Below are 19,741 nucleotides of genomic sequence, written 5' to 3' on the forward strand. Positions count from 1 at the left end.
CTGTGGAGCCTTCTGTGATCCAATGAGACGTTAACTGTCGAAAGCGACAACTACCGAGAAAGACCCCGGGGGACCGTCCGTGACTCCTGAACAGATCGAGAGCGCCGTCGCGGCCGCGATGCCGCAGGCCGTCGAGGACCTCAGGCGGCTCGCCGCCATCCCGTCCGTGGCTTTCCCCGGGCATCCCGAGGAGCCCGTACTCGCCGCCGCGGCCCTGACCGAGGAACTACTGCGCAGCACCGGGCTGTCGCACGTGCAGCGGGTGCCCGTCGAGGGCAGTTTCCCCGCGGTGTACGGGGAGGTGGCCGCACCGCCCGGCGCGCCCACGGTGCTGCTCTACGCGCACTACGACGTGCAGCCCGCCGGTGACCCCGCCGCCTGGCGTACTTCACCGTTCGAGCCGACCCTGATCGACGGCCAGTTGTACGGCCGGGGCACCGCGGACGACAAGTCGGGCATCATCTCGCACGTCACCGCTCTGCGCGTGTTCCAGCGGCAGTTCCCCGTCGGGGTGAAGGTCCTCATCGAGGGCCAGGAGGAGTATGCCGGGGAGCGCCTGGAGGCGTTCGTCGAGCGCAACCCCGACCTGCTGCGGGCCGACGCCATCGTGGTGGCCGACACCGGCAACCCGCGGATCGGCGACCCCGCGGTCACCACCTCGCTGCGCGGCATGGCCGCCTTCACCATCGAGGTCCGTACCCTGCGCGAGCCGGTGCACAGCGGCTCCTTCGGCGGTGCCACCCCCGACGCGCTCGCGGCGCTCATGCGGATGCTGACCTCGCTGCACGACGACAACGGCGACATCCGGGTGCCGGGCCTGCCCCGGGGCGCCTTCCTCGGTCAGGGACCGTCGGAGGAGGAGTTCCGCAAGACCGCCGGGTTGCTGGACGGCGCCTCGCTGGTCGGCTCCGGCTCTTTGGCGGACCGGCTGTGGGCGTCGTACGCCATCACCGTGACCGGTATCGACGCGCCTCCGGTGTCGGGCGCCATCAACGCCGTGCAGCCCGTGGCCCGCGCCCGCGTCACCGTCCGCATTCCCCCTTCGGGCGACCCCAAGACGACCGTGAACGCGGTGGTCGAATTCCTCCGGCAGGTCACGCCGTGGGGCGCGCAGGTCTCGTTCGGCGACTTCACCGTGGGGTCGGGCTTCCAGGCCGACTCGGGCGGCAAGGCCCGCGCGGCGCTCAACCGGGCGATGGAGCGCGCCTTCGGACGTCCGCCGCGTGACGTGGGCGCCGGCGGGTCCATTCCGCTGGTGAACACGCTGCTGAAGCAGTTCCCCGCGGCGGAGATCCTGCTGTTCGGGGCCGAGGACGAGGACGCGGCCATCCACGCGCCCAACGAGCGGGTGGACCTCGAGGAGCTGCGCCGCATCGCCACCGCCGAGGCGCTGTTCCTGCGGGAGCTCAGCCTGCCCTCCGCCCTCGGTGTCTGATTCCGCTACAGCAGCAGCGGCCCGGCGCGTTTGACGGTGCGGATGATGGGAGCGGTCTCCATGGTGGTGATCGCTTCCAGCGGGGTGAGTCGTTCGGTGAGGTAGTGGCCCAGGTCCAGTGGGTCGCGGCAGTTCAGGGCCGCGAGCAGGTTGGTGGGGCCGGTGGTGAGGGACGCGAAGGCGATCTCTGGATGCCGCGCCAGTGCCTCACCGACCTCGACCGCCTTGGCCGGGCGGGCGGCGATCCACAGCCGGGCCTGGGTGCCGAATCCGACCGCCGAAGGCGGTATGTCGAGCTGGTAGCTGACGATTCCCTGGCTGCGTAGCGCGTACAGGCGGCGTTTCACCGTGGTCTCCGACCAGCCGGTCGCGGCGGCCAGCTCGGCGTAGGGCGCGCGGCCGTCCAGGTTGAGCGCCCGGAGCAGCGCCTTGTCGCCCTCGTCCAGCTCGATCGGGCCGTCGCCGGCCTCGACCGGCGGCGGTCGCAGCCGGTCGGCCTGCTCGGGTGCCAGCCAGGCGAGCCCTTGCCAGCCGTCCGGCAGGACGAACCCCCGCAGCAGCAGGTGGGCGGAGACCGAGACGACCCCGCTGGTGCGGGGCAGTCTGCCCAGCAGCAGGGCGTCCTGGTCCTGGGTGCCGCGGGTCTGCACGGTGCAGGAGACCTCGGTGCCGCCGGACAGCAGGTACACGAACGAGGTGTCGTCACGGGCGGCCAGCGCCTTGGCGACCGGTCCGGCCGCGTCCGGGGTGCAGCGCAGCCGGATGGTCCACTGCGTGTGCCCCAGCCGTCCGCCGTTGACCAGGCCCACCACCCGCAGCACGCCCTGGCCGCGCAGCCGCCGATAGCGGCGGGCCACGGTGTTCTCCGAGACCTCGAGCACGTCGGCGATCGCTCTGAACGAGGCCCGGCCGTCGATCTGCAGCGCGTGAACCAGACCGCGGTCGACAGTATCCATCCATGAATCCCGGTGTAGTGACGGTTTCCGGCGATCCTAGCCGTCTGGTTGGGCGGACTACGGGGTCGTAGACGACGCTCATGGCATGAACATGCTCATCCTCGCCGCCACCGGCAACGTCGGCGGCCAGATCATCTCCCAGCTGACCGGCCACACCGTGCGGGCGGTCACCCGCGATCCGCACACCGCCCGTTTCCCCGCCGACGTCGAGGTGGTGCGCGGCGACCTGTCCGAACCGGACACCATCGCGGCCTGCCTGGACGGCATCGACGCGGTGTTCCTGCTCTGGCCGCTGCACACCGGCAAGCAGTTGCCCGCCGTGCTGGAGGTCGTCGCGCGGCGGGCCCGCCGGGTGGTCTTCCTGGGTACGGGCGGCGTCCCCGACCTCGGTTTCGACGAGCAGGAGCGGCTCGTCCACGGCTGCGGAATCGAGTCCACCATGATCAGGCCGAGCACCTTCGCGGTGAACACGCTGTGGTGGGCCGACCAGATCCGGGCGGGCGACGTCGTCGAAGGGGCCTACGGCGCGCTGCCGATGTCCCTGATCCACGAGGCCGACCTGGCCGCCGTCGCGGTCCGTGCCCTCACCGAGCCGGGGCACGACGGCGCCACCTACACCCTGACCGGCCCCGAGGTGCTCACTCAGGCCGACCAGGTCCGCGTCATCGGCGAGGCGCTGGGCCGGCCGCTGCGCTGGCGGGAGCTCACCCGTGGGGAGGCCCGCCGGCGACTGCTGGCCGACGAGTCGTTCCCCGACTCCTTCGTCGATGTGCTGCTCGACGGTTACGCCGCCATGCTCGCCGGGCCGCCGCCCACCCTGACCACCACCGTCCAGGACGTCACCGGCGCCCCGGCCCGATCACTGCGCCAATGGGCCGCCGACCACGCGGCCGACTTCACGGACCGGGGCGGTCAGTTGCCGCATTGACAGGTGTATGACCTAGGCCGCACTTTGGGTTTATGGATGAATTTCGCATAGTACGCGAATTCTCTCTCTCGGCCGCTGCCCGCTTATGCAGCCCTCTCGTGCTGCTGATCCCGGTATTTCTGCTGCTGAGGTCCATCCCGGGCTCTGATATCGAGGTGGGGGTCATAGCCGCCGCGGCCACGATGATCGCCGTTGGCGTGCGGCTGGCCAGATACTGGCAGTTGGCCGCTGACACGGTCGTACGCTTCTCGGCTCAAGGTGTGGAGATGGAAGACGCGTACGGGTCACGCGTGCGTCTGGCCTGGCGGCACATTGAGGGCATCGATGTCGTGGACAGCCGGGTACCTAGCCCTCGCACGGTCATCAGGGCCGACGGAACTCATATCCGGACCGGAACCAGGAAATGTGTCGGTGTGGTCGGCTGGGGCGAATACGAGATTTCTCCCCGCGCCCCCGGCTGGTTGATATCCCATCTGGATCGGCTGCCGGTCGATCCGGTCACCGGGCTACCGAGACTGGGCATCCCGCTTGGCGTCGTCGACCCGCTGTGGGAGGACGGTCCGATGGGCGACCGGATCCGCCGGCACCGGCCCGACCTGTCCCGGGATCCGCGGTCAGTCGGTGTCGGCGTCGAGGAGTGAGCGGATGAGGGGTACGGCCAGGCGGAGGACGTCGTCGAGGTCGGCCTCGGCCAGGTCGGGCATCCGGAGCAGGTGGCGGTGGACGGTGATGCCGAACATCACCGCGCCGGCCAGCGCGGCCCGCAGGCGGGCGTCCGGCCCGTGGATCCCGGGCGCGATCCGGTCGATCGCCACCGAGGTCACGTGCTCGCGCAGCATCTGGGCGGCTTCCTCGCTGGTCATGCTGGTGCGCAGGAGCACGGCCATCGGGCTGTCGGAGGCGGCGGCCCAGCGTTCGAGCATGGCGCGCAGGTAGTTCTCGGCGGAGCGGCCCGGGTCGTCGGTGGTCAGCGAGTCGATGTCGATGCCGAAGTCGAGGGACTCGCGGAACAGTTGCTGCTTGGTGCCGAAGTACTGGATGACCGAGGACTTGTCGACGTCGGCCTCCGCCGCGATCGCGCGGATGGTGGCGCGTTCGTAGCCGAGTTCGCCGAAGCTGCGGCGGGCGGCCTCCAGGATCCGGCGGCGGGTGCGCCGACCCTTGCTCTCGGGCTCGCACACCTGGTCAGGGGCGGTCTTACCGGTTGCCATCGAGCTCCACCTCCTGCTGGCCTCCGATGGTACTGGGAGCGGAAGGCCAGGCGGGAGGCGGCGATCGACCTAGCGGCTCTGGCCGAAGGGCGAGTGGAGGCCGTCGCCGGCCATCATTCCGTCAAGCATGCGCTGCATCGACTCGGAGTCGTTGAGGTGCGGGAACGGCTCATCGGCGGGGACCTCGACGTCCAGGAACTCGCACAGCGGCGCCCACCCCTCGCGTACGTCGAACACCAGGAGCCGGCCGGCGGGCAGGCTCGCCTGGACGGTGGCCACGTGGCGGTGGTAGGCCTCGATGGCGATCTCCTCGGGGGGCAGACCTCCTTCGAAAGTCCAGTCCTGGCCGAAGGTGTCCTGCCCGATCCTGCTCATCACCGGGCCCATCCTCCGCATCGAGGCGAAGATCGTGGCCGCGACCGGTGGCAGCTGCGACGGGTCCATGGTCTGCAGCCGGCGGGGGCCGTTGGCGAGGAGGTTCTGCATGCTGACGTACCAGCGCTGGGGGTCGCGGACGGTCAGGATGACCTTGGCGTCGGGATAGGCCGCCGCCTGCTCGCGCCAGAAGCCACTGGCCGGCCAGTCCTGCGCCGACTGGTAGCCGTCGAACACCTGGTCCCAGTCCTGCGACTCGCCAGAGGCGACGGCCGCCCACCGGTCGACGTGTTCGGGATGGGTCAGGACCTCGTACATGTGGTAGCAGGGGCCGAATCCGAGCCGCTCCAGCGCGGCCTTCATCGAGCTGGTTCCGGTACGCGGGAACCCCGCGCCGATCACTTTCAGCATTTCCGTGCCTCCCGTTTCCAGCGGCTGACGCGCGCCTCTGGCCGAGAGTAAAGGACCCTTTGCGAGATCTCAACAAGTGTACAGTTTTTCCCGCTACGGCCCGTTCAGTGCTTGCCGACCGTTCCGTACCTGAGCAGGTCGAGCAGCCGGGCGGACTGGCCCGTGCCGGTCAGGGCGATCGCGTTGGCGAGGGTCATCAGCTCGCGGACGGTCAGGTCGGCGCGGACCTCGCCCGCGTCCTGTGCCCTGGTGAGCAGGGCCGACGCGGTGGCCAGCATCTTCTCGTGCCACTTGCCGAACAGCGCCGAGCCGTCTTTCGGGATGGCCAGCGCCAGGTCGCGCTTGCCGGCGACGTGCTCGACGAAGGCGCCCAGCCACTCGTGCAGCGCGTCGCCCGGCGAATCGGCTGCCAGCAGGGCCTCGCCCCCCTCGCACAGCTCTGTCACCTCGTCGGCGTACACGGCGATGATCAGGTCCTGGCGGGTGGGGAAGTGCCGGTACATGGTGGCGTTGCCGACCCCGGCGAGGCGGGCGACGTCGTCGAGCGGCGCGTCCACGCCGCGCTCGGCGAACAGTTTCCTGGCCGCGGCCAGCACCGCGTCGTGGTTGCGGCGCGCGTCCGCCCGCCTGGGGCGCTGTGCGGGCATACGGCTCAGCCTAGCCGTGCGGGAAGCCCCAGTGCGGCTGCTGGAAGCCCGGCTCAGCGTGGCCGGAAGCGCCAGCGGGTCTGGCTGAAGTGGCCCTTGCGGAAGCCGAACGCCTTGGCCGGGGTCACCGCGAACACCAGTGCCCGGTCGCCGCCCGAGTTCAGGAAGGCGTCGTCGCCGACCTCGAAGCGCCAGTCACTGCCGTACTTGACCTCGTAGGCGTCGGCGAGCCGCTTGAGCCAGCCGGAGTCGGTGACCCGCTCCGCGGCCCCCTCCACGACCACGTCCAGGCCCTCCTCCAGGGAGTTCGTGCCGGTCGTGAGCGTGCAGCACTGGTTGGACTCCAGGTTGCGGGCCTTCTGCTCGCCCGCGCCGGTGCAGAAGCAGAGCGCGCCGTCCTGCCAGACGGCCAGCAGGGTCGTGACGTGCGGGCTGCCGTCGGGGCGGACGGTGGCGAGCCAGAACGTCTCGGCCCGCTCCAGAGTGTCGCGCGCCTCGGCCCACCCGGTCGCGGTGGCACCCTCGGCGCTGTATCTGGCGTCCAGTTCGGTGATCGGTTCCATGATCGCTTCTCCTTGATGGGCGGACATGGATACAGACTTCCCGGGTGCGGGAAACTCATCGATGAGTTTTCCGTCGCCGACTGGTCCATACAGACATGACGACCTTTGTACTGATCCACGGTGGTGGTGGCAGCGCCTGGGACTGGCACCTGCTCGACGCCGAGCTGCGCGGCAGGGGCCATGACGTGGTGGCCGTCGACCTGCCCGTGGAGGACGAGTCCGCGGGACTGCGCGACTACGCCGCGACCGTGGTCGAGGCCATCGGCGACCGCCGCGACCTGGTCGTGGTGGCCCATTCCTGGGGCGGTTTCATCGGCCCGCTCGTCTGCGACCGCGTCAAGGTCGACCTGCTGGTGATGCTGACCGCCATGATCCCGGCTCCCGGCGAGCGCCCGGCCGACTGGTGGGCGAACACCGGCTTCGGCAAGCGCGACATCGACGACCCGATCGGGCAGTTCATGCACGACGTGCCCGCCGAGCTCGCCGCCGAGGCGATGACCCGGAGCAGGGAGCACACCGACAAGGCCATGCGCGAGCCGTGGCCGCTGGACGAGTGGCCGGACGTGCCGACGAGGTTCCTGCTGTGCCGCGACGACCGCTGGCACGAGGCCGGCTTCATGCGCGAGGTGGTCCGGGTACGGCTCGGCATCACGCCCGACGAGATGGACGGCAGCCACGCCCCCATGCTGGCCCGCCCGAAGGAGCTGGCGGATCGCCTGGAGGACTACCTGACGGGCAGGTCGTAGACCCGGCGCACACTGCTGCCGAGCCGGCGCACGTCGGCACCGTACACGTGCACGGACACCCCGACCTCGTCACTCACGTTGATCACCTTGTGGATGTCACCGGGTGGCGCGAACCCGCTCGCCTCGCCCGGCAGGTTGGCGGCCTGCCCGATCTCCAGCAGGTGATCCCCCATGTCCCGGTAGAGCGTCTCGTGCTCGATCCCGCTGATCACGCCGAACGCGCACCACGACACGTGATCGTGAATCACCGTGAACTGGCCGGGCCGCCACACGACCGCCACGACGGAGAAGTCATCGCTCGCGTACAGCGCCTGGGACACGTACGTGTCGGGCGATCCCGCTCGTTCCGCCGGCGTCAGCAGGTCGAGCCCGGACAGCCGGGGCCGGAGCAGATCCGCCACCGCGAACGCGGTCTCCCGCGGGGCGAGGCCCCGGGCGGTGATGTCGCTGATGTCCGACACGAGGTCGTCGAGCCCCGGCCGGATCAGGACCGTTTCCATGGCGTCTCCTTGAAGGTCGCTCTCCCTTCCTACGGTGCTACGTTCCGATCCATAGGTCCAACAGAAGTCTTCTGGCTCATCAATAGATATGCTTGATGAATGCTCGATGTCGTACGGCTCCGCGTGCTGGTCGCCGTCGCGCGCAGGGGCTCGCTCACCGCCGCCGCCAAGGAGCTGCACTACTCGCAGCCGTCGGTCAGCCACCACCTGGCGCGCCTCGAAGCCGAGACCGGGGCCAAGCTCGTGCAGCGCGTGGGGCGCGGCATCCGGCTGACGGAGGCCGGCAAGCTGCTCGCCTCGCGGGCGGCCGACATCATCGGGCGCCTCGACGCCACCTCCGACGAGCTCGCCGCGCACGTGGGGCTCCGTTCGGGGCGGGCCCGGCTGGCGGCGTTCCCGTCCGCGCTGGGCACGTTCATCCCCAAGGCGGCCATCCGGCTGGAGGCTTCGCACCCCGGACTGCGGCTGCAGCTCACGGAGACCGAGCCGCCGGAGGCGCTCCGGCTGCTGCGGGCGGGACGGGTGGAGGTGGCGGTGATCTTCCGTTACGACGACACGGCGCCCGAGGACCCGGGGATCCAGATGATCCACCTGCTCGACGACCCCAGCTATCTGGTGTCTTCTACCGTCTCCGGGGAGCTGGGATCACATGCCGGTGATTCCTGGATCGCCGGGTGTGACCGGTGTCGCAGTCATCTGCTCGATCTCTGCGCCAAGGCCGGGTTCGAGCCGCGCATCTCCTTCACCAGCGACGACATCGTGGCCGTGCAGGCGCTGGTGGCGGCGGGCATGGGGCTGACCGTGCTGCCCGGGCTGGCGCTCTCCGCGCACCGGCACCCGGACGTGGAGGTGGCCGCGATCCCGGGGTCCACCAGGCATGTGTACGCGGCGATCTACGGCGACCCGCCCCACCCGCCGGCGACCGAGGCGCTGCTGTCCGCCCTGCTGGAGAGCGTCTGAGCCGTCGCGCGGAAACCCCTTTGACCGCGCTGAGGGTCGTACGCCTACTATGAGCGACATGCCGGATTTCGCGACGCTAGCTCTCTTCTGCGCGGCCACTCTCGCCCTCCTCCTGGTGCCGGGTCCCGCGGTCCTGTTCATCGTCACCAGGAGCGTCGCGCAAGGCAGGTCGGCCGGCCTGGTCTCGGTGCTCGGCGTCCACGCGGGCTCGGTGGTGCACGTGGTCGCCGCGGCGCTGGGCATCAGCGCGCTGGTGGCCGCCTCGGCCACGGCGTTCACCGTGATCAAGTACGGAGGCGTCGCCTACCTGGTCTGGCTCGGGGTGCGCAAGCTGATGAGCCGGGCTCCCGCCGAGGAGGTGGCCGAGGTGGAGGTGCACTCCAGGCGGCGGATGTTCTGGGAGGGGTTCGTGGTCAACGTGCTCAACCCCAAGACGGCCATCTTCTTCCTGGCGTTCCTACCGCAGTTCACGGACCCGGCGGTGGGTCCGATCGCGCCGCAGATCCTGGTGCTCGGGCTGCTGTGGATGGCACTCGGCATGACCACCGACGGCACGTACGCCCTGCTCTCCTCCGCCCTGGCCGGCCGGGTCCGCCGCTCCACGCGGGCGCGGCGCCGCCTCGACATCGGCAGCGGCCTCGTCTACCTCGGCCTGGCGGCCTTGCTCACGGGCGAGAAGGCTTAGCAAGCCGGGCAATCTCCTGCCCGGGAACGATCCCTGATGGGATAGTGGTGGCACCCTCGTCGAGGACGACACATCGGGACGTAGCGACTAGGCGGACCCCATGGACAGGCCACCGCACTGCCTCGGGGCCGAGTACGTCGTCGAGGTCCACGCAGGTCACGACGGCCTGCTCCCCCTGTCGAGCCTGCTGCTGCCCGCCCGCGAACCGCTGCCGCCCGACTGCCCCGACTGGCCGCTGCTGACGCCGGACCACGCGGTCGTCCCCTTCCTGGGCCGCGACGAGGAACGGGCGGCCCTGCGAACCTGGGCCCACGACCCGAGCCCCCTGTCGATCGCGGTGCTGACGGGCGCGGGCGGCACGGGCAAGACCCGGCTGGCCGGCGAACTCTGCACCGAGCTCGCCGAGGCCGGATGGGACGCCGGTTTCCTCCCTGACCCGCACCGCGCCACCGGCCTCGGCATACTCCGCCCCACCCTCCTCGCCCTCGACCACCCGGAACCGTCGGCGACGGCCATCGGCCAGCTCGTCCGGCACCTGGCCGCCCGGCAGCACCGTCCCCGGGTCAGGATCCTGCTGCTCACCCGCGAATCCACCGACGGCGAATGGTGGCGACGCCTGGCCATGGCCTTGTCAGAGGGGCTGAACACCATCACCGTTCAGCTCGGCCGCCGTCCGCTGACGGCCGCCGAGCGTGCCGCGCACGCGGCGGCGGCGATACGGGCGTTCGCACCGCCCCGGGCGGTGCTGCCCGAGGTCGGCGATCCGGGGTATGACGATCCGCTGCGCTTACAGCTTGCCGCCTTGATGCGGCTGCGTGGGGACGACGTCGCGGCGGACGGGGAGTTGGTCAGCCGGTTCCTGATGTACGAGCTGGAACAGTGGATGACGGTATGGCCGGACGGGCACGAGCCGGTGGACGCCGCGACGGCCCGGCAGGCGGTGGCCCTGGTCACGCTCACCACGCCCACCCGCGAAGAGCTGCACGAACTGCTGTCGGCGGTGCCCCAGGCACATGACCGCGGACTGGCCCTGGGCGACTGGCTGACCAGGCTTTTCCCAGGCACCTCCTCAGGGGAATCTCTTCTTGGAGGCACTACGTCGGCGCCTCACAGTGCTGAGGGCACGAGGCTGGCACCTCTGGGGCCGGAGGTCGTGGCCGAGCAGCTCCTGGCCGAGACCGAGGGCCTCGCCGCACTGGTGCCGGCCGTGTACGACCATCCCGCCAGGACCGTCGGGCACCTGGTGAGGATGCTGGACGTCTTACGGCTGTCGAGCGGGCGGCCCGCCGTACGGTCGGCGCTGCGGTCGCTGGTCACCGGTCGGCTCGGCGAGCTGCTGGCGGAGACTGCGGACGACCCGTCCCCGCGGCTCGGTGACCGGCTTGATGCCGTGCTCCGGTTGCTGCGCGGAGACCCGGAGACAGGGGCTGCGGCGGCCGCGCTGAGGTTACGACAGGAGGGGAATCCGGGGGCCCGCCGCCTGGAGCGGCCCGTGGGAGGGTGCGCTTTGGAGGCGACGCTGGCCGAACTCCGGGTCGAGCACCTGCGTGCCGGCGGCGACCGGATCGCCCTGGCCGGTGCCCTGGCCGAGGTGGCGGCGTGGCTGGTCGCAGCGGGCAGAGTGAGCGAGGCCCAGGCGGCTTCGGCGGAGGCGGCCGAAATCTTCGCCGCCACCCCTTTCGGGCGGTTCGAGGAGGCTGTGCCGTATCTGGTCTCCGCTGTCGAGGCGCTTGAGATGACCGCCGGTGAGCTGGAGTGGGCTGAACTACACGAATCCCTGAGTGAGTGCCTCGGCGTGTTCGTCCGTGGAGCCGTGGCGGTGGGTGACAGCGAAGTGGCCGTGGCGGAGTTGGGCGTTCGGGTGTTCCGGGGGTTGGCCGCGGTCCATCCCGATCGGTATCGGGGTCGGCTCGGCCTCGCGCTGGGGATGCTGGGCGATCTGGAGTACGAGTTGGGGCGGCCCGGGACGGCGTCCGTCGAGCAGGCCATCGACCTGCTGGGCGACGCCGTTGAGGACGAAGAACGCGGCATGCTGGTGCGGTCCCTGTGTCTCCACGCCAGTGCGTTGCTCGGGCGGCATCGGACCGTTGAAGCTCTGGCTCAGGTCGAGCGGGCCGCCGATCTCTGTGACGAGCTGGACGAGCCGGTCGTCGCGGCCATGACGTACGCGGTGCTGGGCGCGACACTGGCCGCGCTCGATCGGCCACGCGACGCGCTGGAGGCCATCGCCTGGTCACAGGCCGAGCAGGACCGAGCCCTGCCAGGTCCCTCCGGGGCGCGGATGCTGCCGATCCAGGCGAGGGCCGCTCAGGTGCGGGGCATGGTGTCGCACGGGTACGGCAGGAAACAGGAGGCCATGGCCCACCTGACCCAGGCCGTGAACACCTTCCAGCAGCTCCCGCCCACCCCGGCCCGGCTACTCCTGGCGGCCGAGGCGGAGACGGTGCTGGTGGACGGCCTGCTGGCGGACGGCCGGCCCGAGGCGGAGGCCAGGGCCAGGGAGGCCGTCGCCGTCTACGACGGGCTGCTTGCGGAGGGGAGCGACGCGGCCGGTGCGCATACCGGGCGGGCCCTGGCGGGGCTGTCGCTGGGCGCCGCCCTCGCCCTGCAGAACAGGCACGCCGAGTCGGTGCGGCCGCTGGGTGAGGCGGTGGCGGCGCTGGAGCGTTTCGCGGCCGGCGACCCGGTTCTGAAGGGTCAGCTGGCCAGGGGGATGCTCATGCTCGGGGACGCGCTGATCGCGGCGGGGCGGGCGCTGGAGGCCAGCGTCGTGCTGCATCGGGGCACCCAGGTGATCGAGGACGACCTGCTCAGCGCCGTGGCCCACGCCCAGCTCGGCTTCTGCCGGACGGGGCTGGGCCATCACGAGGCGGCGGAGGACGCGCTGCGCACGGCCGAGCGGTTGTTACGCGGGCTGCTGCTGACCCGTGACAGCACCGGCGACGGGGATCTGGGCGCCATGCTGGGCGACGTCCTGCGCGGCAGGCTGGAGCTGCTGAAGCAGACGGGCCAAGCCGACGAAGCGGCCCAGGTCGAAGCCGACCTACGCCACTACACGAGCCGCTGACCCAGCGATCCACGCCCCCTACACGAGCGGGTTACGCGCCGGCGGATTCCGCCTGTGTGCGGGCCCACCGGTAGTCGGCCTTGCCCGCCGGTGAGCGGACCATCTCGTCCACGAACACATACGTACGAGGCACCTTGTACCCCGATAAGTGCTGTCGGCAGTGCGCGTCCAGTTCGTCCGCCGTCACCCCGGCCCCCTCGCGCGCCTCGATCACGGCCGCCACCCGGTTGCCCCACCGCTCGTCCGGTACCCCGGTCACCACCGCGTCGAAGACCGCCTCATGCCCCTTGAGCACCGCCTCCACCTCTTCGGGGAACACCTTCTCGCCACCGGTGTTGATGCACTGCGACCCGCGCCCGAACACGTTCACGGTGCCGTCGGCGTCAACGCTGGCCAGGTCGCCGGTCAGCAGCCACCGGGTGCCCTCGGCGTCGGTGACGACCGTACGGGCGGTCTTCTCCGGGTCGTTGTAGTAGCCGAAGGCGACCCGCCCCGACTTGGCCACCGTCCCCAGCTCGCCTGAGCCCGGCTCGACGGGCCGCAGCTTCTCGTCGAGCACGGCGAGCCCGGCTGTGGCGTTCGGCTGGTAGCGCAGCCCACTCTCGGGCGAGGAGCCCGCCACGCCCGAGGCGGTGAAGCCGGACTCCGTGGAGCCGAAGTTGTCCAGGATCATGATGTTGGGCAGGGCCCGCTGGAGCCGGTCGCGCACGGCTCCGGTGAGGATGGCCCCGGTCGAGCTGATCACGATGAGCGAGGACACGTCGTAGTCGCCTCGCTCCATCGCCTCCGCCATGGGCCTGGCCATGGCGTCGCCGGTGATGCTGATCGTGGCCACGCGTTCGCGCCCGACCGCCCGCCACACCGTGTCGGCCTCGAACCGGCGCACGTAGACCACGGTCGAGCCCATCCACCAGCTGATGAACGTGCCCATCTGCGCGGCCCCGTGCATCAGCGGCGCGGCCGCCATCATTACCATGGGCTCCTTCTGGGCCGCCTGGTCGACCACCGCCTGCGGCGTCGGGAGCGGATCGCCGTACGGGTTGCCGCCGCCGAAGGCCATGAACAGGTCTTCGACGTGCCACATCGCGCCCTTGGGCATGCCGGTCGTACCGCCGGTGTAGATGATGTAGACGTCCTGCCCGGAGCGCGGCTCGAAGCCGCGCGAGGGCGCGCCGCGCTTCAGAGCCTCGGTGTACGGCACAGCGGTCGCGACGGACGACTGGCCGCCGACCGAGATCAGGTGCTTCAGCAGCGGCGCCCCGCCCATGACCGCCGACACCCGCGCGTCGAACTCCACATCGTAGATCAGCGCCCGGATGTCGGAGTCCCGGTAGAGGTAGAGCAGTTCGGACTCGACGTAGCGGTAGTTGACGTTGATCGGCACTGCGCGGATCTTCAGCGCGGCGAGCAGCCCGGCGATGTACTCGATGCTGTTGTACAGGTGCAGCCCGACGTGCTGGCCGGGCTGGATGCCGAGCTCCAGAAGGTAGTGGGCGATCCGGTTGGCCTCGGCGTCCAGTTCGGCGTAGGTGCGGCGCTCGTTGTCGCAGACGACGGCCACCCGGTCGCCGATCGCGTCCGCGATCCCCTCGAACAGGTCAGCGTGGTTGAACTCCATCAGGGCTTCTCCCGTCCGACGATCCACATCGCGAAGAACTGGGCTCCCCCGCCATACGCGTGGCCGAGCGCCAGCCGGGCGCCGTCCACCTGGTGCTCCCCCGCCATGCCGCGCACCTGGAGCGCGGCCTCGGCGAACCTGATCAGTCCCGACGCCCCGATGGGGTTGCTGGACAGCACCCCGCCGGAGGCGTTCCACGGGATGTCGCCGTCGAGGGCGGTGGCTCCCGATTCGGTGAGCTTCCAGCCCTCGCCTTCTGCCGCGAAGCCCAGGTTCTCCAGCCACATCGGCTCGTACCAGGAGAACGGCACGTACACCTCGGCCACGTCGATCTGGCGGCGCGGGTCGGTGATGCCCGCCTGCCGGTAGACGTCGGCGGCGCAGTCCTTGCCCGCCTCCGGGCTGACCGTGTCGCGCCCGGCGCGGAAGATCGGCTCGGACCTCATGGCCGTACCGTGCAGCCAGGCGGGGGTGCCGGTGACGGCCGACTCCGACGACAGGACCATGGCGCAGGCGCCGTCGCTGGATGGGCAGGTGTCCAGGTAGCGGATCGGCTCCCACAGCATCGGCGTCGACTCGACCATCCGCCGGTCGATGCCGGGGATCTTCAGGTGGGCGTAGGGGTTCTTGAGGGCGTTCAGCCGGTCCTTGACCGCCACCAGAGTGCCGATGTGCTCGGGCGCGCCGGTTCGGCGGATGTACTCCCGGATGTGCGGCGCGAAGTAGCCGCCGGCCCCGACCACCAGCGACGCGCTGAACGGCAGGTGGGTGGAGAGCGCCCAGGTGGCGTTGGACTCCGACTGCTTCTCGAACGCCACGACCAGCACCCGATCGTGCACGCCGCCCTGGACGAGGCTCGCGCCGACCAGGGCCGTGGAGCCGCCGACGCTGCCCGCGGTGTGCACGCGCATCATCGGCTTCCCGGCCGCGCCGAGCGCGTCGGCCAGGTACGCCTCGGGCATCATCACGCCCTCGAACAGGTCGGGCGCCTTGCCGATGACGACCGCGTCGATGTCCTTGAACGTCAGCCCGGCGTCGTCCAGCGCCCTGACGGCCGCCTCGCGGACCAGTCCGGCGATCGACACGTCCCTGCGCTTGGTCGTGTAGTACGTCTGGCCGACGCCTATCACGGCACACCTGTTGCCCATTTCTCATGCCTCCAGGACGGTCACAAGGTTGTGCTGCAGGCAGGGGCCGCCGGCCGCGTGGCCGACCGTGCGGGCGGCCGTGCCGTCGTGGATGCGCCGGGCCGCCTCGCCGATGCGGATGAGGCCGGTGGCCATGACCGGGTTGGCGGCGAGCGGGCCGCCGGACGGGTTGATCACCGTGCCCTCGGGGAGCTCCAGCGCCTGGCGCAGGATCGGCTCCTCGTGGGCGAACTGGGTGTGCAGCTCGGCCACCTCGACGGGACCCTTGCCGACCCCCGCGGCACGAGCGGCATCGGCCGCGGAGGCCGACCGGGCCAGGTCCCGCATACCCAGGTAATGCGGCTCTATCCGATGCGCGATGCCCCTGATGTACGCGGGTCTGGCGCACAGCTCCCTGGCCAGGTCCCCGGCCGCCAGGACGATCGCCGCCGCGCCGTCCGTGATGGGGGCGACGTCCGATTTCCTGATCGGCTCGACCGCGTACTCGTCGGTGACGTCCTCGGGCAGGTCGAACGCGTACGGGTTGGCCCGGCCGTCGGCCCGGCTGCGCCGGACGATCTCGTCGAGCTCTTTCCGGTCGGCGCCGGCGGCGCTGGCCTGCAGGGCGGCGAAGGAGAGCTGGTCGAGACCGAGCGGCGCCAGGTAGTAGGGATCCAGCTGAAGCGTCATGATCTTGCGCAGGTCACCGAGTGACGACTTGCCGAAGCCGTACACCAGGGCGGAGTCGACGTCGCCGTGCTGGAGGCGTACCCACGCCTCGTACAGCGCCCAGGCAGCGTCCATCTCCACGTGGCTTTCGGAGATCGGCGGCCAGGCGCCGAGCGCGTCGAGCGCGGAGACGAACGAGAACGGCGCGCCCGCGAGGTAGTCGCAGCTACCCGAGCAGGTGAAGCCGAACCTCTTCAGCCCGGTCAGCTCCTTGACCTCGTTGATGACGGGCAGGATGAGCTCGGGTTCGCTCAGGCCGCCGTCATGGTCGGTGTGGCGGGTCTGGGCGAACGCGACAACGGCTACTTCACGCATCAGAGCTCCACATCCGGCTCGCCGGTGGGGGCGAACCATCGGACGTTGGCCATCGACTTCGTCCGCTCGTCCTCGGGCACCCATTCGGCCTTGACCCGCATGCCCTGCCGCACCTCGTGCGCCGGGACGCCGCCGACGAGCGCGATCATAGGGATGTCCGCCCCGTCGAGCAGGATGTACGCCGACACGAAGGGCACTTCGGGGGCACGCGGGTCGGGCAGGTTGTTGATGGCGTACGTGGTGATCGTGCCGGTGTCGGGCACTTCGAGCTGGTCGCCGATCGGGCCGCCGCATTGGGGACAGAAGACGCGGTACGGGACGTACACCTTGTCGCAGGTGGGACACCGGCCGCCGAGGAACACACCGCGCTCGACGCCTTCCAGGAAGGTCAGGAGCCCGCCGCCCACCTGCAGCCGGTAGTCGGCCCGCACGTTGGACACGATCTTCGTGACTTCCGGCGCGAAGTAAGAGATGTCGCTGATGTGACCGGTGCGCTCGTTCCGCCAGACAGGCCACACGCGGGCGCCGATCTCCAGCGCCTTGGCGTTGCCCGCGTCGACCGCGTGCACCAGCGCGGTGTCGGCGCCGTCGAGCTTGATCATCGCCCAGGCGAACGGCCGGTCGAGCGGGTGGTTGTCGCGCGGCTCGGCCACCCACGCCCACGCGGTCACCGTCCCGGCGGGCCCGACCTCGACGAACTCGTCCGTGACCGCCTCGCCGCTCGCGGGGTCGTACTCCAGCGGCGGCACCAGCACCTTGCCCTCGGCGGTCCGCACGCCGACGATCCGGCCGCCGCGCAGCTCGGTCAGGAACCGCCCGATCACCGGCCCGGTCGTGCGCATGTATCCGCCGGGGAACTCCAGTACGTGCTCCGCCACCAGCGGTTCAGATGGCACGGTCGTGTCCCTCCCAGAAAGGTGCGCGGAGTTTGCGTTTGAGCAGCTTGCCGTTGGGCTCGCGGGGCATCTCTTCGATGAAGTCGATCGACCTGGGCCACTTCATCCGGGCCAGGCGGCCTTCCAGCGAGGCGAGGATCTCGGCCGCGAGCTCGGGGCCCGGCGCCGAACCCGGCGCGGGCTCGACGATGGCCTTGATCTGCTCGCCCCAGTCGTCGTCCGGGATGCCGAACACCGCCACGTCCGCGACCTTGGGGTGGATCATGATCTCGTTCTCGATCTCGGCGGGGTAGATGTTCGCGCCGCCCGAGATGATCATGTCGGCCTTGCGGTCGCACAGGTAGAGGAAGCCGTCCTCGTCCAGGTAACCGATGTCGCCGACAGTGAAGTACTCCTTGAGCCGGTTCGCGGCGGTCTTGTCGGGGTCGCCCTTGTACACGAACCCGGTGCCGAGCATCTTCATGTAGATCGTCCCGGGGGTCCGGGTCGGCACGGGTTCGCCCGCGTCGTCCACGATGAGCAGCTCGCTGATCGGCCAGGCCGAGCCGACCGTGCCCGGGTGCGCCTTCCAGCCCTCCGGCGTGGCCAGGGTGCCGCCGCCCTCGGTGGCCGCGTAGTACTCGTAGACGCAGTCGCCCCACCACTCGAACATCGCCCACTTCACCGGCACCGGACAAGGGGCGGCCGCGTGGATCATCCACTTGAGCGAGGACAGGTCGTACTTGTGGCGGGTCTCCTCGGGCAGTGCCAGGAGCCGCTTGAAGTGCGTGGGCACCATGTGCGAGTTCGTGACCTGGTACTTCTCGCAGAGGCGGAGCATCTCCTCGGCGTCCCACTTGTCCATGTAGACGAGCGTGTGGCCCATGTGCAGGGCCGTGCCGCCGAACTGCGTGACGGCGGTGTGGTAGTTCGGCGAGGTGATCAGGTGCGCGTTCGGCCGGCCCCGGGTGATGCCGAACAGACCCGGCAGGAACGACAGCATCTCGGCTGCGTCGTCCGGGTCGAGCCCGTTCAGTGGCCGCCGGACGCCCTTGGGCTTGCCGGTCGTGCCCGAGGTGTAGTGCATGGTCAGCCCGGCCGTACGGTCGGGCGGCGCGGTGTCCGGCTGCCCGTCGGTCAGCTCACTGATCCGCCTGAACCCCGGAATATCAGCATCCTGTACGGCGAAGCGCCGCTCGGCCGCGATGGCCTCGGCGCCCCTGACTCCCTCGACCGCGTACCTGGCGTCCACGAAGAACGCCTGGGCCTCGCTGTCGGCCACGATGTAGGCGATCTCGGGTCCGGTCAGGTGCCAGTTGATCGGTGTGTAGTACCAGCCGGCCTGTAACGCGGCCAGGTAGAGGACGAGCCCGTCCACACCGTTCGGCACGAGGCCGCAGATGCCGTCTCCCGGCTTCAGCCCGAGCTCGCGCAGGCCGTGCACCAGCCGGTTCGACCGGGCCAGCAGGTCGCCCGCACGGTGTTCCGTACCGTCGGGATCGACGGACGCGATCCAGTCCGGATCCGCCTGCGCCAGCCGCCAGAAACCGAGCGTGCCCATCGAAACTCCTCTTCAGGTGGTCCGAGGCCCCGATAAACAAGAACTTGTTCTCGTTTTGCCTGGGCAGCGTATCCCGGCGTCCAGGCTGTAGCAAGCGCTTGATCGTGGTCCTGCCGCCATCTTCGTCCGCCCGCTCTCCACGCGGTAGGATCGCTGCCTAACAAGCGCTTGATTCGTTACCTGGAGGCGTCCGTGGAGCTCCTGCCGATCAGCACCCCCCACTGCCAGGTGGAACGCGACGGCCATGTCGTGATCGTCACCATGAACCGGCCGGAGGCCCGTAACGCGCTCTCCTCCGACATGCTGATCGGCCTGGCCTCGGCCTGGGCATATGTGTCGGCCGAGGCGGAGGTCAGGGCCGCCATCCTCACGGGCGCGGCGGGCACCTTCTGCGCCGGCGCCGACCTCAAGGCCATGGGACAGCCTTCGACGGACACCGAGGTGCAGGCCCGCGCCGCCCAGATCCCCAACTTCCACTGGAAGGGCCTGCTCCGCGAGGACCTGCCGACCAAGCCGATCGTGTCGGCGGTCGAGGGCTACGCGGTCGCGGGCGGCACCGAGCTGCTGGTCGGCACCGATCTGCGGGTGGTGGCGGAGTCGTCGACGCTCGGCCTGTTCGAGGCCAAGCGGGCGCTGTTCCCCATGGGCGGCAGCGCGATCCGCCTGCCCCGGCAGATCGCCTACTGCCACGCCATGGACCTGCTGCTCACCGGCCGCGCCGTCACCGCGGCGGAGGCCCTGTCCATGGGGCTGGTCAATCGGGTCGTACCGGATGGGCAGGCGCTGACGGTGGCGCGGGAGATCGCGGACGACATCGCCGCCTCGGGCCCGCTCGCCGTGCAGGCGATCCTGCGTACGTACCGGGAGACGCTCGACCTGTCGGAGCCGGAGGCGCTCAAGGTGTCGGACGAGATCGGCTGGCCGGTGATCGGCTCCCAGGACGCCCGCGAGGGCGCCCGCGCCTTCAAGGAGAAGCGGCCCGCCGTCTACAAGGGCCACTGAGCGCGAGGGCGTGCGAGGTAGCGGGATCGC

At 70.5% G+C, this 19,741-nt stretch carries 19 protein-coding genes; 8 read left to right on the forward strand and 11 right to left on the reverse strand.

All coding sequences use genetic code 11. From position 1 onward, the window contains the following. Nucleotides 1–79: 79 nt before the first annotated feature. Entirely contained in the window at nucleotides 80–1,435 is a 1,356-nt protein-coding gene (locus ACGFNP_RS21770; RefSeq protein WP_358339886.1) for a dipeptidase, read from the forward strand. Between the two features lie 5 nt (nucleotides 1,436–1,440). Here the strand turns inward: ACGFNP_RS21770 and ACGFNP_RS21775 are convergent, their stop codons facing one another. Next, nucleotides 1,441–2,391 (reverse strand): Lrp/AsnC family transcriptional regulator, encoded by a 951-nt coding sequence (locus ACGFNP_RS21775; protein WP_393321223.1) that lies wholly within the window; start codon nucleotides 2,389–2,391, stop codon nucleotides 1,441–1,443. Between the two features lie 85 nt (nucleotides 2,392–2,476). Between ACGFNP_RS21775 and ACGFNP_RS21780 the strand changes: the two genes are divergently transcribed. Further along, on the forward strand, nucleotides 2,477–3,319 hold the full coding sequence (locus tag ACGFNP_RS21780) for an NAD(P)H-binding protein (RefSeq protein ID WP_393321227.1): 843 nt from the start codon (nucleotides 2,477–2,479) through the stop codon (nucleotides 3,317–3,319). Between the two features lie 98 nt (nucleotides 3,320–3,417). Further along, the gene (locus ACGFNP_RS21785; protein WP_358339889.1) at nucleotides 3,418–3,960 is read left to right on the forward strand and encodes a hypothetical protein; all 543 of its coding nucleotides are present in this window, start codon (nucleotides 3,418–3,420) and stop codon (nucleotides 3,958–3,960) included. Here the strand turns inward: ACGFNP_RS21785 and ACGFNP_RS21790 are convergent. The 4 genes from ACGFNP_RS21790 to ACGFNP_RS21805 all read right to left on the reverse strand — a co-directional run bounded on the left by ACGFNP_RS21790 (nucleotide 3,934) and on the right by ACGFNP_RS21805 (nucleotide 6,526). Beyond that, the gene (locus ACGFNP_RS21790) at nucleotides 3,934–4,530 is read right to left on the reverse strand and encodes a TetR family transcriptional regulator (protein ID WP_358339890.1); all 597 of its coding nucleotides are present in this window, start codon (nucleotides 4,528–4,530) and stop codon (nucleotides 3,934–3,936) included. The two genes, ACGFNP_RS21785 and ACGFNP_RS21790, sit on opposite strands and share 27 nt — an antisense overlap. A 69-nt stretch (nucleotides 4,531–4,599) precedes the next feature. Beyond that, the gene (locus ACGFNP_RS21795) at nucleotides 4,600–5,316 is read right to left on the reverse strand and encodes a sulfotransferase family protein (protein WP_358339891.1); all 717 of its coding nucleotides are present in this window, start codon (nucleotides 5,314–5,316) and stop codon (nucleotides 4,600–4,602) included. Nucleotides 5,317–5,420: 104 nt separating this feature from the next. Further along, complete coding sequence (locus tag ACGFNP_RS21800) at nucleotides 5,421–5,963, reverse strand: helix-turn-helix domain-containing protein (protein WP_358339892.1); 543 nt, start codon at nucleotides 5,961–5,963, stop codon at nucleotides 5,421–5,423. Nucleotides 5,964–6,016: 53 nt separating this feature from the next. Next, on the reverse strand, nucleotides 6,017–6,526 hold the full coding sequence (locus ACGFNP_RS21805; RefSeq protein WP_393321233.1) for a pyridoxamine 5'-phosphate oxidase family protein: 510 nt from the start codon (nucleotides 6,524–6,526) through the stop codon (nucleotides 6,017–6,019). A gap of 95 nt (nucleotides 6,527–6,621) precedes the next feature. Here ACGFNP_RS21805 and ACGFNP_RS21810 point away from each other — a divergent pair, with 95 nt between their 5' ends. After that, nucleotides 6,622–7,272 carry an alpha/beta hydrolase gene (locus ACGFNP_RS21810; protein WP_358339894.1) on the forward strand — a complete coding sequence of 217 codons (651 nt, stop codon included), beginning with the start codon at nucleotides 6,622–6,624 and terminating at the stop codon, nucleotides 7,270–7,272. Here ACGFNP_RS21810 and ACGFNP_RS21815 read toward each other — a convergent pair. Continuing rightward, the gene (locus tag ACGFNP_RS21815; protein ID WP_358339895.1) at nucleotides 7,251–7,772 is read right to left on the reverse strand and encodes a cysteine dioxygenase family protein; all 522 of its coding nucleotides are present in this window, start codon (nucleotides 7,770–7,772) and stop codon (nucleotides 7,251–7,253) included. The two genes, ACGFNP_RS21810 and ACGFNP_RS21815, sit on opposite strands and share 22 nt — an antisense overlap. 99 nt (nucleotides 7,773–7,871) lie before the next feature. Here ACGFNP_RS21815 and ACGFNP_RS21820 point away from each other — a divergent pair, with 99 nt between their 5' ends. The 3 genes from ACGFNP_RS21820 (at nucleotide 7,872) to ACGFNP_RS21830 (ending at nucleotide 12,484) form a co-directional block, all read left to right on the forward strand. Beyond that, complete coding sequence (locus ACGFNP_RS21820) at nucleotides 7,872–8,732, forward strand: LysR family transcriptional regulator (protein ID WP_358339896.1); 861 nt, start codon at nucleotides 7,872–7,874, stop codon at nucleotides 8,730–8,732. 58 nt (nucleotides 8,733–8,790) lie between these two features. Continuing rightward, nucleotides 8,791–9,417 carry a LysE family translocator gene (locus tag ACGFNP_RS21825; protein ID WP_358339897.1) on the forward strand — a complete coding sequence of 209 codons (627 nt, stop codon included), beginning with the start codon at nucleotides 8,791–8,793 and terminating at the stop codon, nucleotides 9,415–9,417. A 100-nt stretch (nucleotides 9,418–9,517) separates the two neighbouring features. Continuing rightward, complete coding sequence (locus ACGFNP_RS21830; protein WP_393321238.1) at nucleotides 9,518–12,484, forward strand: hypothetical protein; 2,967 nt, start codon at nucleotides 9,518–9,520, stop codon at nucleotides 12,482–12,484. A 31-nt stretch (nucleotides 12,485–12,515) separates the two neighbouring features. Here ACGFNP_RS21830 and ACGFNP_RS21835 read toward each other — a convergent pair whose 3' ends face one another. From ACGFNP_RS21835 to ACGFNP_RS21855, 5 genes are read right to left on the reverse strand one after another with little or no spacing between them, the layout of a single operon-like run. Continuing rightward, the gene (locus ACGFNP_RS21835) at nucleotides 12,516–14,102 is read right to left on the reverse strand and encodes an acyl-CoA synthetase (RefSeq protein WP_393321241.1); all 1,587 of its coding nucleotides are present in this window, start codon (nucleotides 14,100–14,102) and stop codon (nucleotides 12,516–12,518) included. Continuing rightward, the gene (locus tag ACGFNP_RS21840; RefSeq protein ID WP_358339900.1) at nucleotides 14,102–15,250 is read right to left on the reverse strand and encodes a thiolase domain-containing protein; all 1,149 of its coding nucleotides are present in this window, start codon (nucleotides 15,248–15,250) and stop codon (nucleotides 14,102–14,104) included. Before ACGFNP_RS21840 ends, ACGFNP_RS21835 begins: the two co-directional genes overlap by 1 nt. Before the next feature lie 3 nt (nucleotides 15,251–15,253). Further along, nucleotides 15,254–16,273, reverse strand: a complete 1,020-nt coding sequence (locus ACGFNP_RS21845; RefSeq protein WP_393321244.1) for a thiolase domain-containing protein — start codon at nucleotides 16,271–16,273, stop codon at nucleotides 15,254–15,256. Further along, the gene (locus ACGFNP_RS21850; RefSeq protein ID WP_393321247.1) at nucleotides 16,273–17,169 is read right to left on the reverse strand and encodes a Zn-ribbon domain-containing OB-fold protein; all 897 of its coding nucleotides are present in this window, start codon (nucleotides 17,167–17,169) and stop codon (nucleotides 16,273–16,275) included. The genes ACGFNP_RS21845 and ACGFNP_RS21850 overlap by 1 nt, the downstream gene beginning before the upstream one ends. Then, on the reverse strand, nucleotides 17,159–18,709 hold the full coding sequence (locus ACGFNP_RS21855; protein ID WP_393321250.1) for an acyl-CoA synthetase: 1,551 nt from the start codon (nucleotides 18,707–18,709) through the stop codon (nucleotides 17,159–17,161). Before ACGFNP_RS21855 ends, ACGFNP_RS21850 begins: the two co-directional genes overlap by 11 nt. Nucleotides 18,710–18,901: 192 nt before the next feature. Between ACGFNP_RS21855 and ACGFNP_RS21860 the strand changes: the two genes are divergently transcribed. Then, the gene (locus ACGFNP_RS21860) at nucleotides 18,902–19,711 is read left to right on the forward strand and encodes a crotonase/enoyl-CoA hydratase family protein (protein ID WP_393321253.1); all 810 of its coding nucleotides are present in this window, start codon (nucleotides 18,902–18,904) and stop codon (nucleotides 19,709–19,711) included. Nucleotides 19,712–19,741 lie beyond the last annotated feature (30 nt).

This window comes from Nonomuraea sp. NPDC049269 (assembly GCF_043197155.1).
Taxonomy (GTDB): Bacteria; Actinomycetota; Actinomycetes; order Streptosporangiales; family Streptosporangiaceae; genus Nonomuraea.

Coding starts and splice junctions, on each gene's coding strand:
- ACGFNP_RS21775 (WP_393321223.1), bottom strand. CDS start 2,391: ATGGATACTGTCGACCGCGGTCTGGTTCACGCGCTGCAGATCGACGGC.
- ACGFNP_RS21780 (WP_393321227.1), top strand. CDS start 2,477: ATGAACATGCTCATCCTCGCCGCCACCGGCAACGTCGGCGGCCAGATC.
- ACGFNP_RS21790 (WP_358339890.1), bottom strand. CDS start 4,530: ATGGCAACCGGTAAGACCGCCCCTGACCAGGTGTGCGAGCCCGAGAGC.
- ACGFNP_RS21795 (WP_358339891.1), bottom strand. CDS start 5,316: ATGCTGAAAGTGATCGGCGCGGGGTTCCCGCGTACCGGAACCAGCTCG.
- ACGFNP_RS21800 (WP_358339892.1), bottom strand. CDS start 5,963: ATGCCCGCACAGCGCCCCAGGCGGGCGGACGCGCGCCGCAACCACGAC.
- ACGFNP_RS21805 (WP_393321233.1), bottom strand. CDS start 6,526: ATGGAACCGATCACCGAACTGGACGCCAGATACAGCGCCGAGGGTGCC.
- ACGFNP_RS21810 (WP_358339894.1), top strand. CDS start 6,622: ATGACGACCTTTGTACTGATCCACGGTGGTGGTGGCAGCGCCTGGGAC.
- ACGFNP_RS21815 (WP_358339895.1), bottom strand. CDS start 7,772: ATGGAAACGGTCCTGATCCGGCCGGGGCTCGACGACCTCGTGTCGGAC.
- ACGFNP_RS21820 (WP_358339896.1), top strand. CDS start 7,872: ATGCTCGATGTCGTACGGCTCCGCGTGCTGGTCGCCGTCGCGCGCAGG.
- ACGFNP_RS21825 (WP_358339897.1), top strand. CDS start 8,791: ATGCCGGATTTCGCGACGCTAGCTCTCTTCTGCGCGGCCACTCTCGCC.
- ACGFNP_RS21830 (WP_393321238.1), top strand. CDS start 9,518: ATGGACAGGCCACCGCACTGCCTCGGGGCCGAGTACGTCGTCGAGGTC.
- ACGFNP_RS21835 (WP_393321241.1), bottom strand. CDS start 14,102: ATGGAGTTCAACCACGCTGACCTGTTCGAGGGGATCGCGGACGCGATC.
- ACGFNP_RS21840 (WP_358339900.1), bottom strand. CDS start 15,250: ATGGGCAACAGGTGTGCCGTGATAGGCGTCGGCCAGACGTACTACACG.
- ACGFNP_RS21845 (WP_393321244.1), bottom strand. CDS start 16,273: ATGCGTGAAGTAGCCGTTGTCGCGTTCGCCCAGACCCGCCACACCGAC.
- ACGFNP_RS21855 (WP_393321250.1), bottom strand. CDS start 18,709: ATGGGCACGCTCGGTTTCTGGCGGCTGGCGCAGGCGGATCCGGACTGG.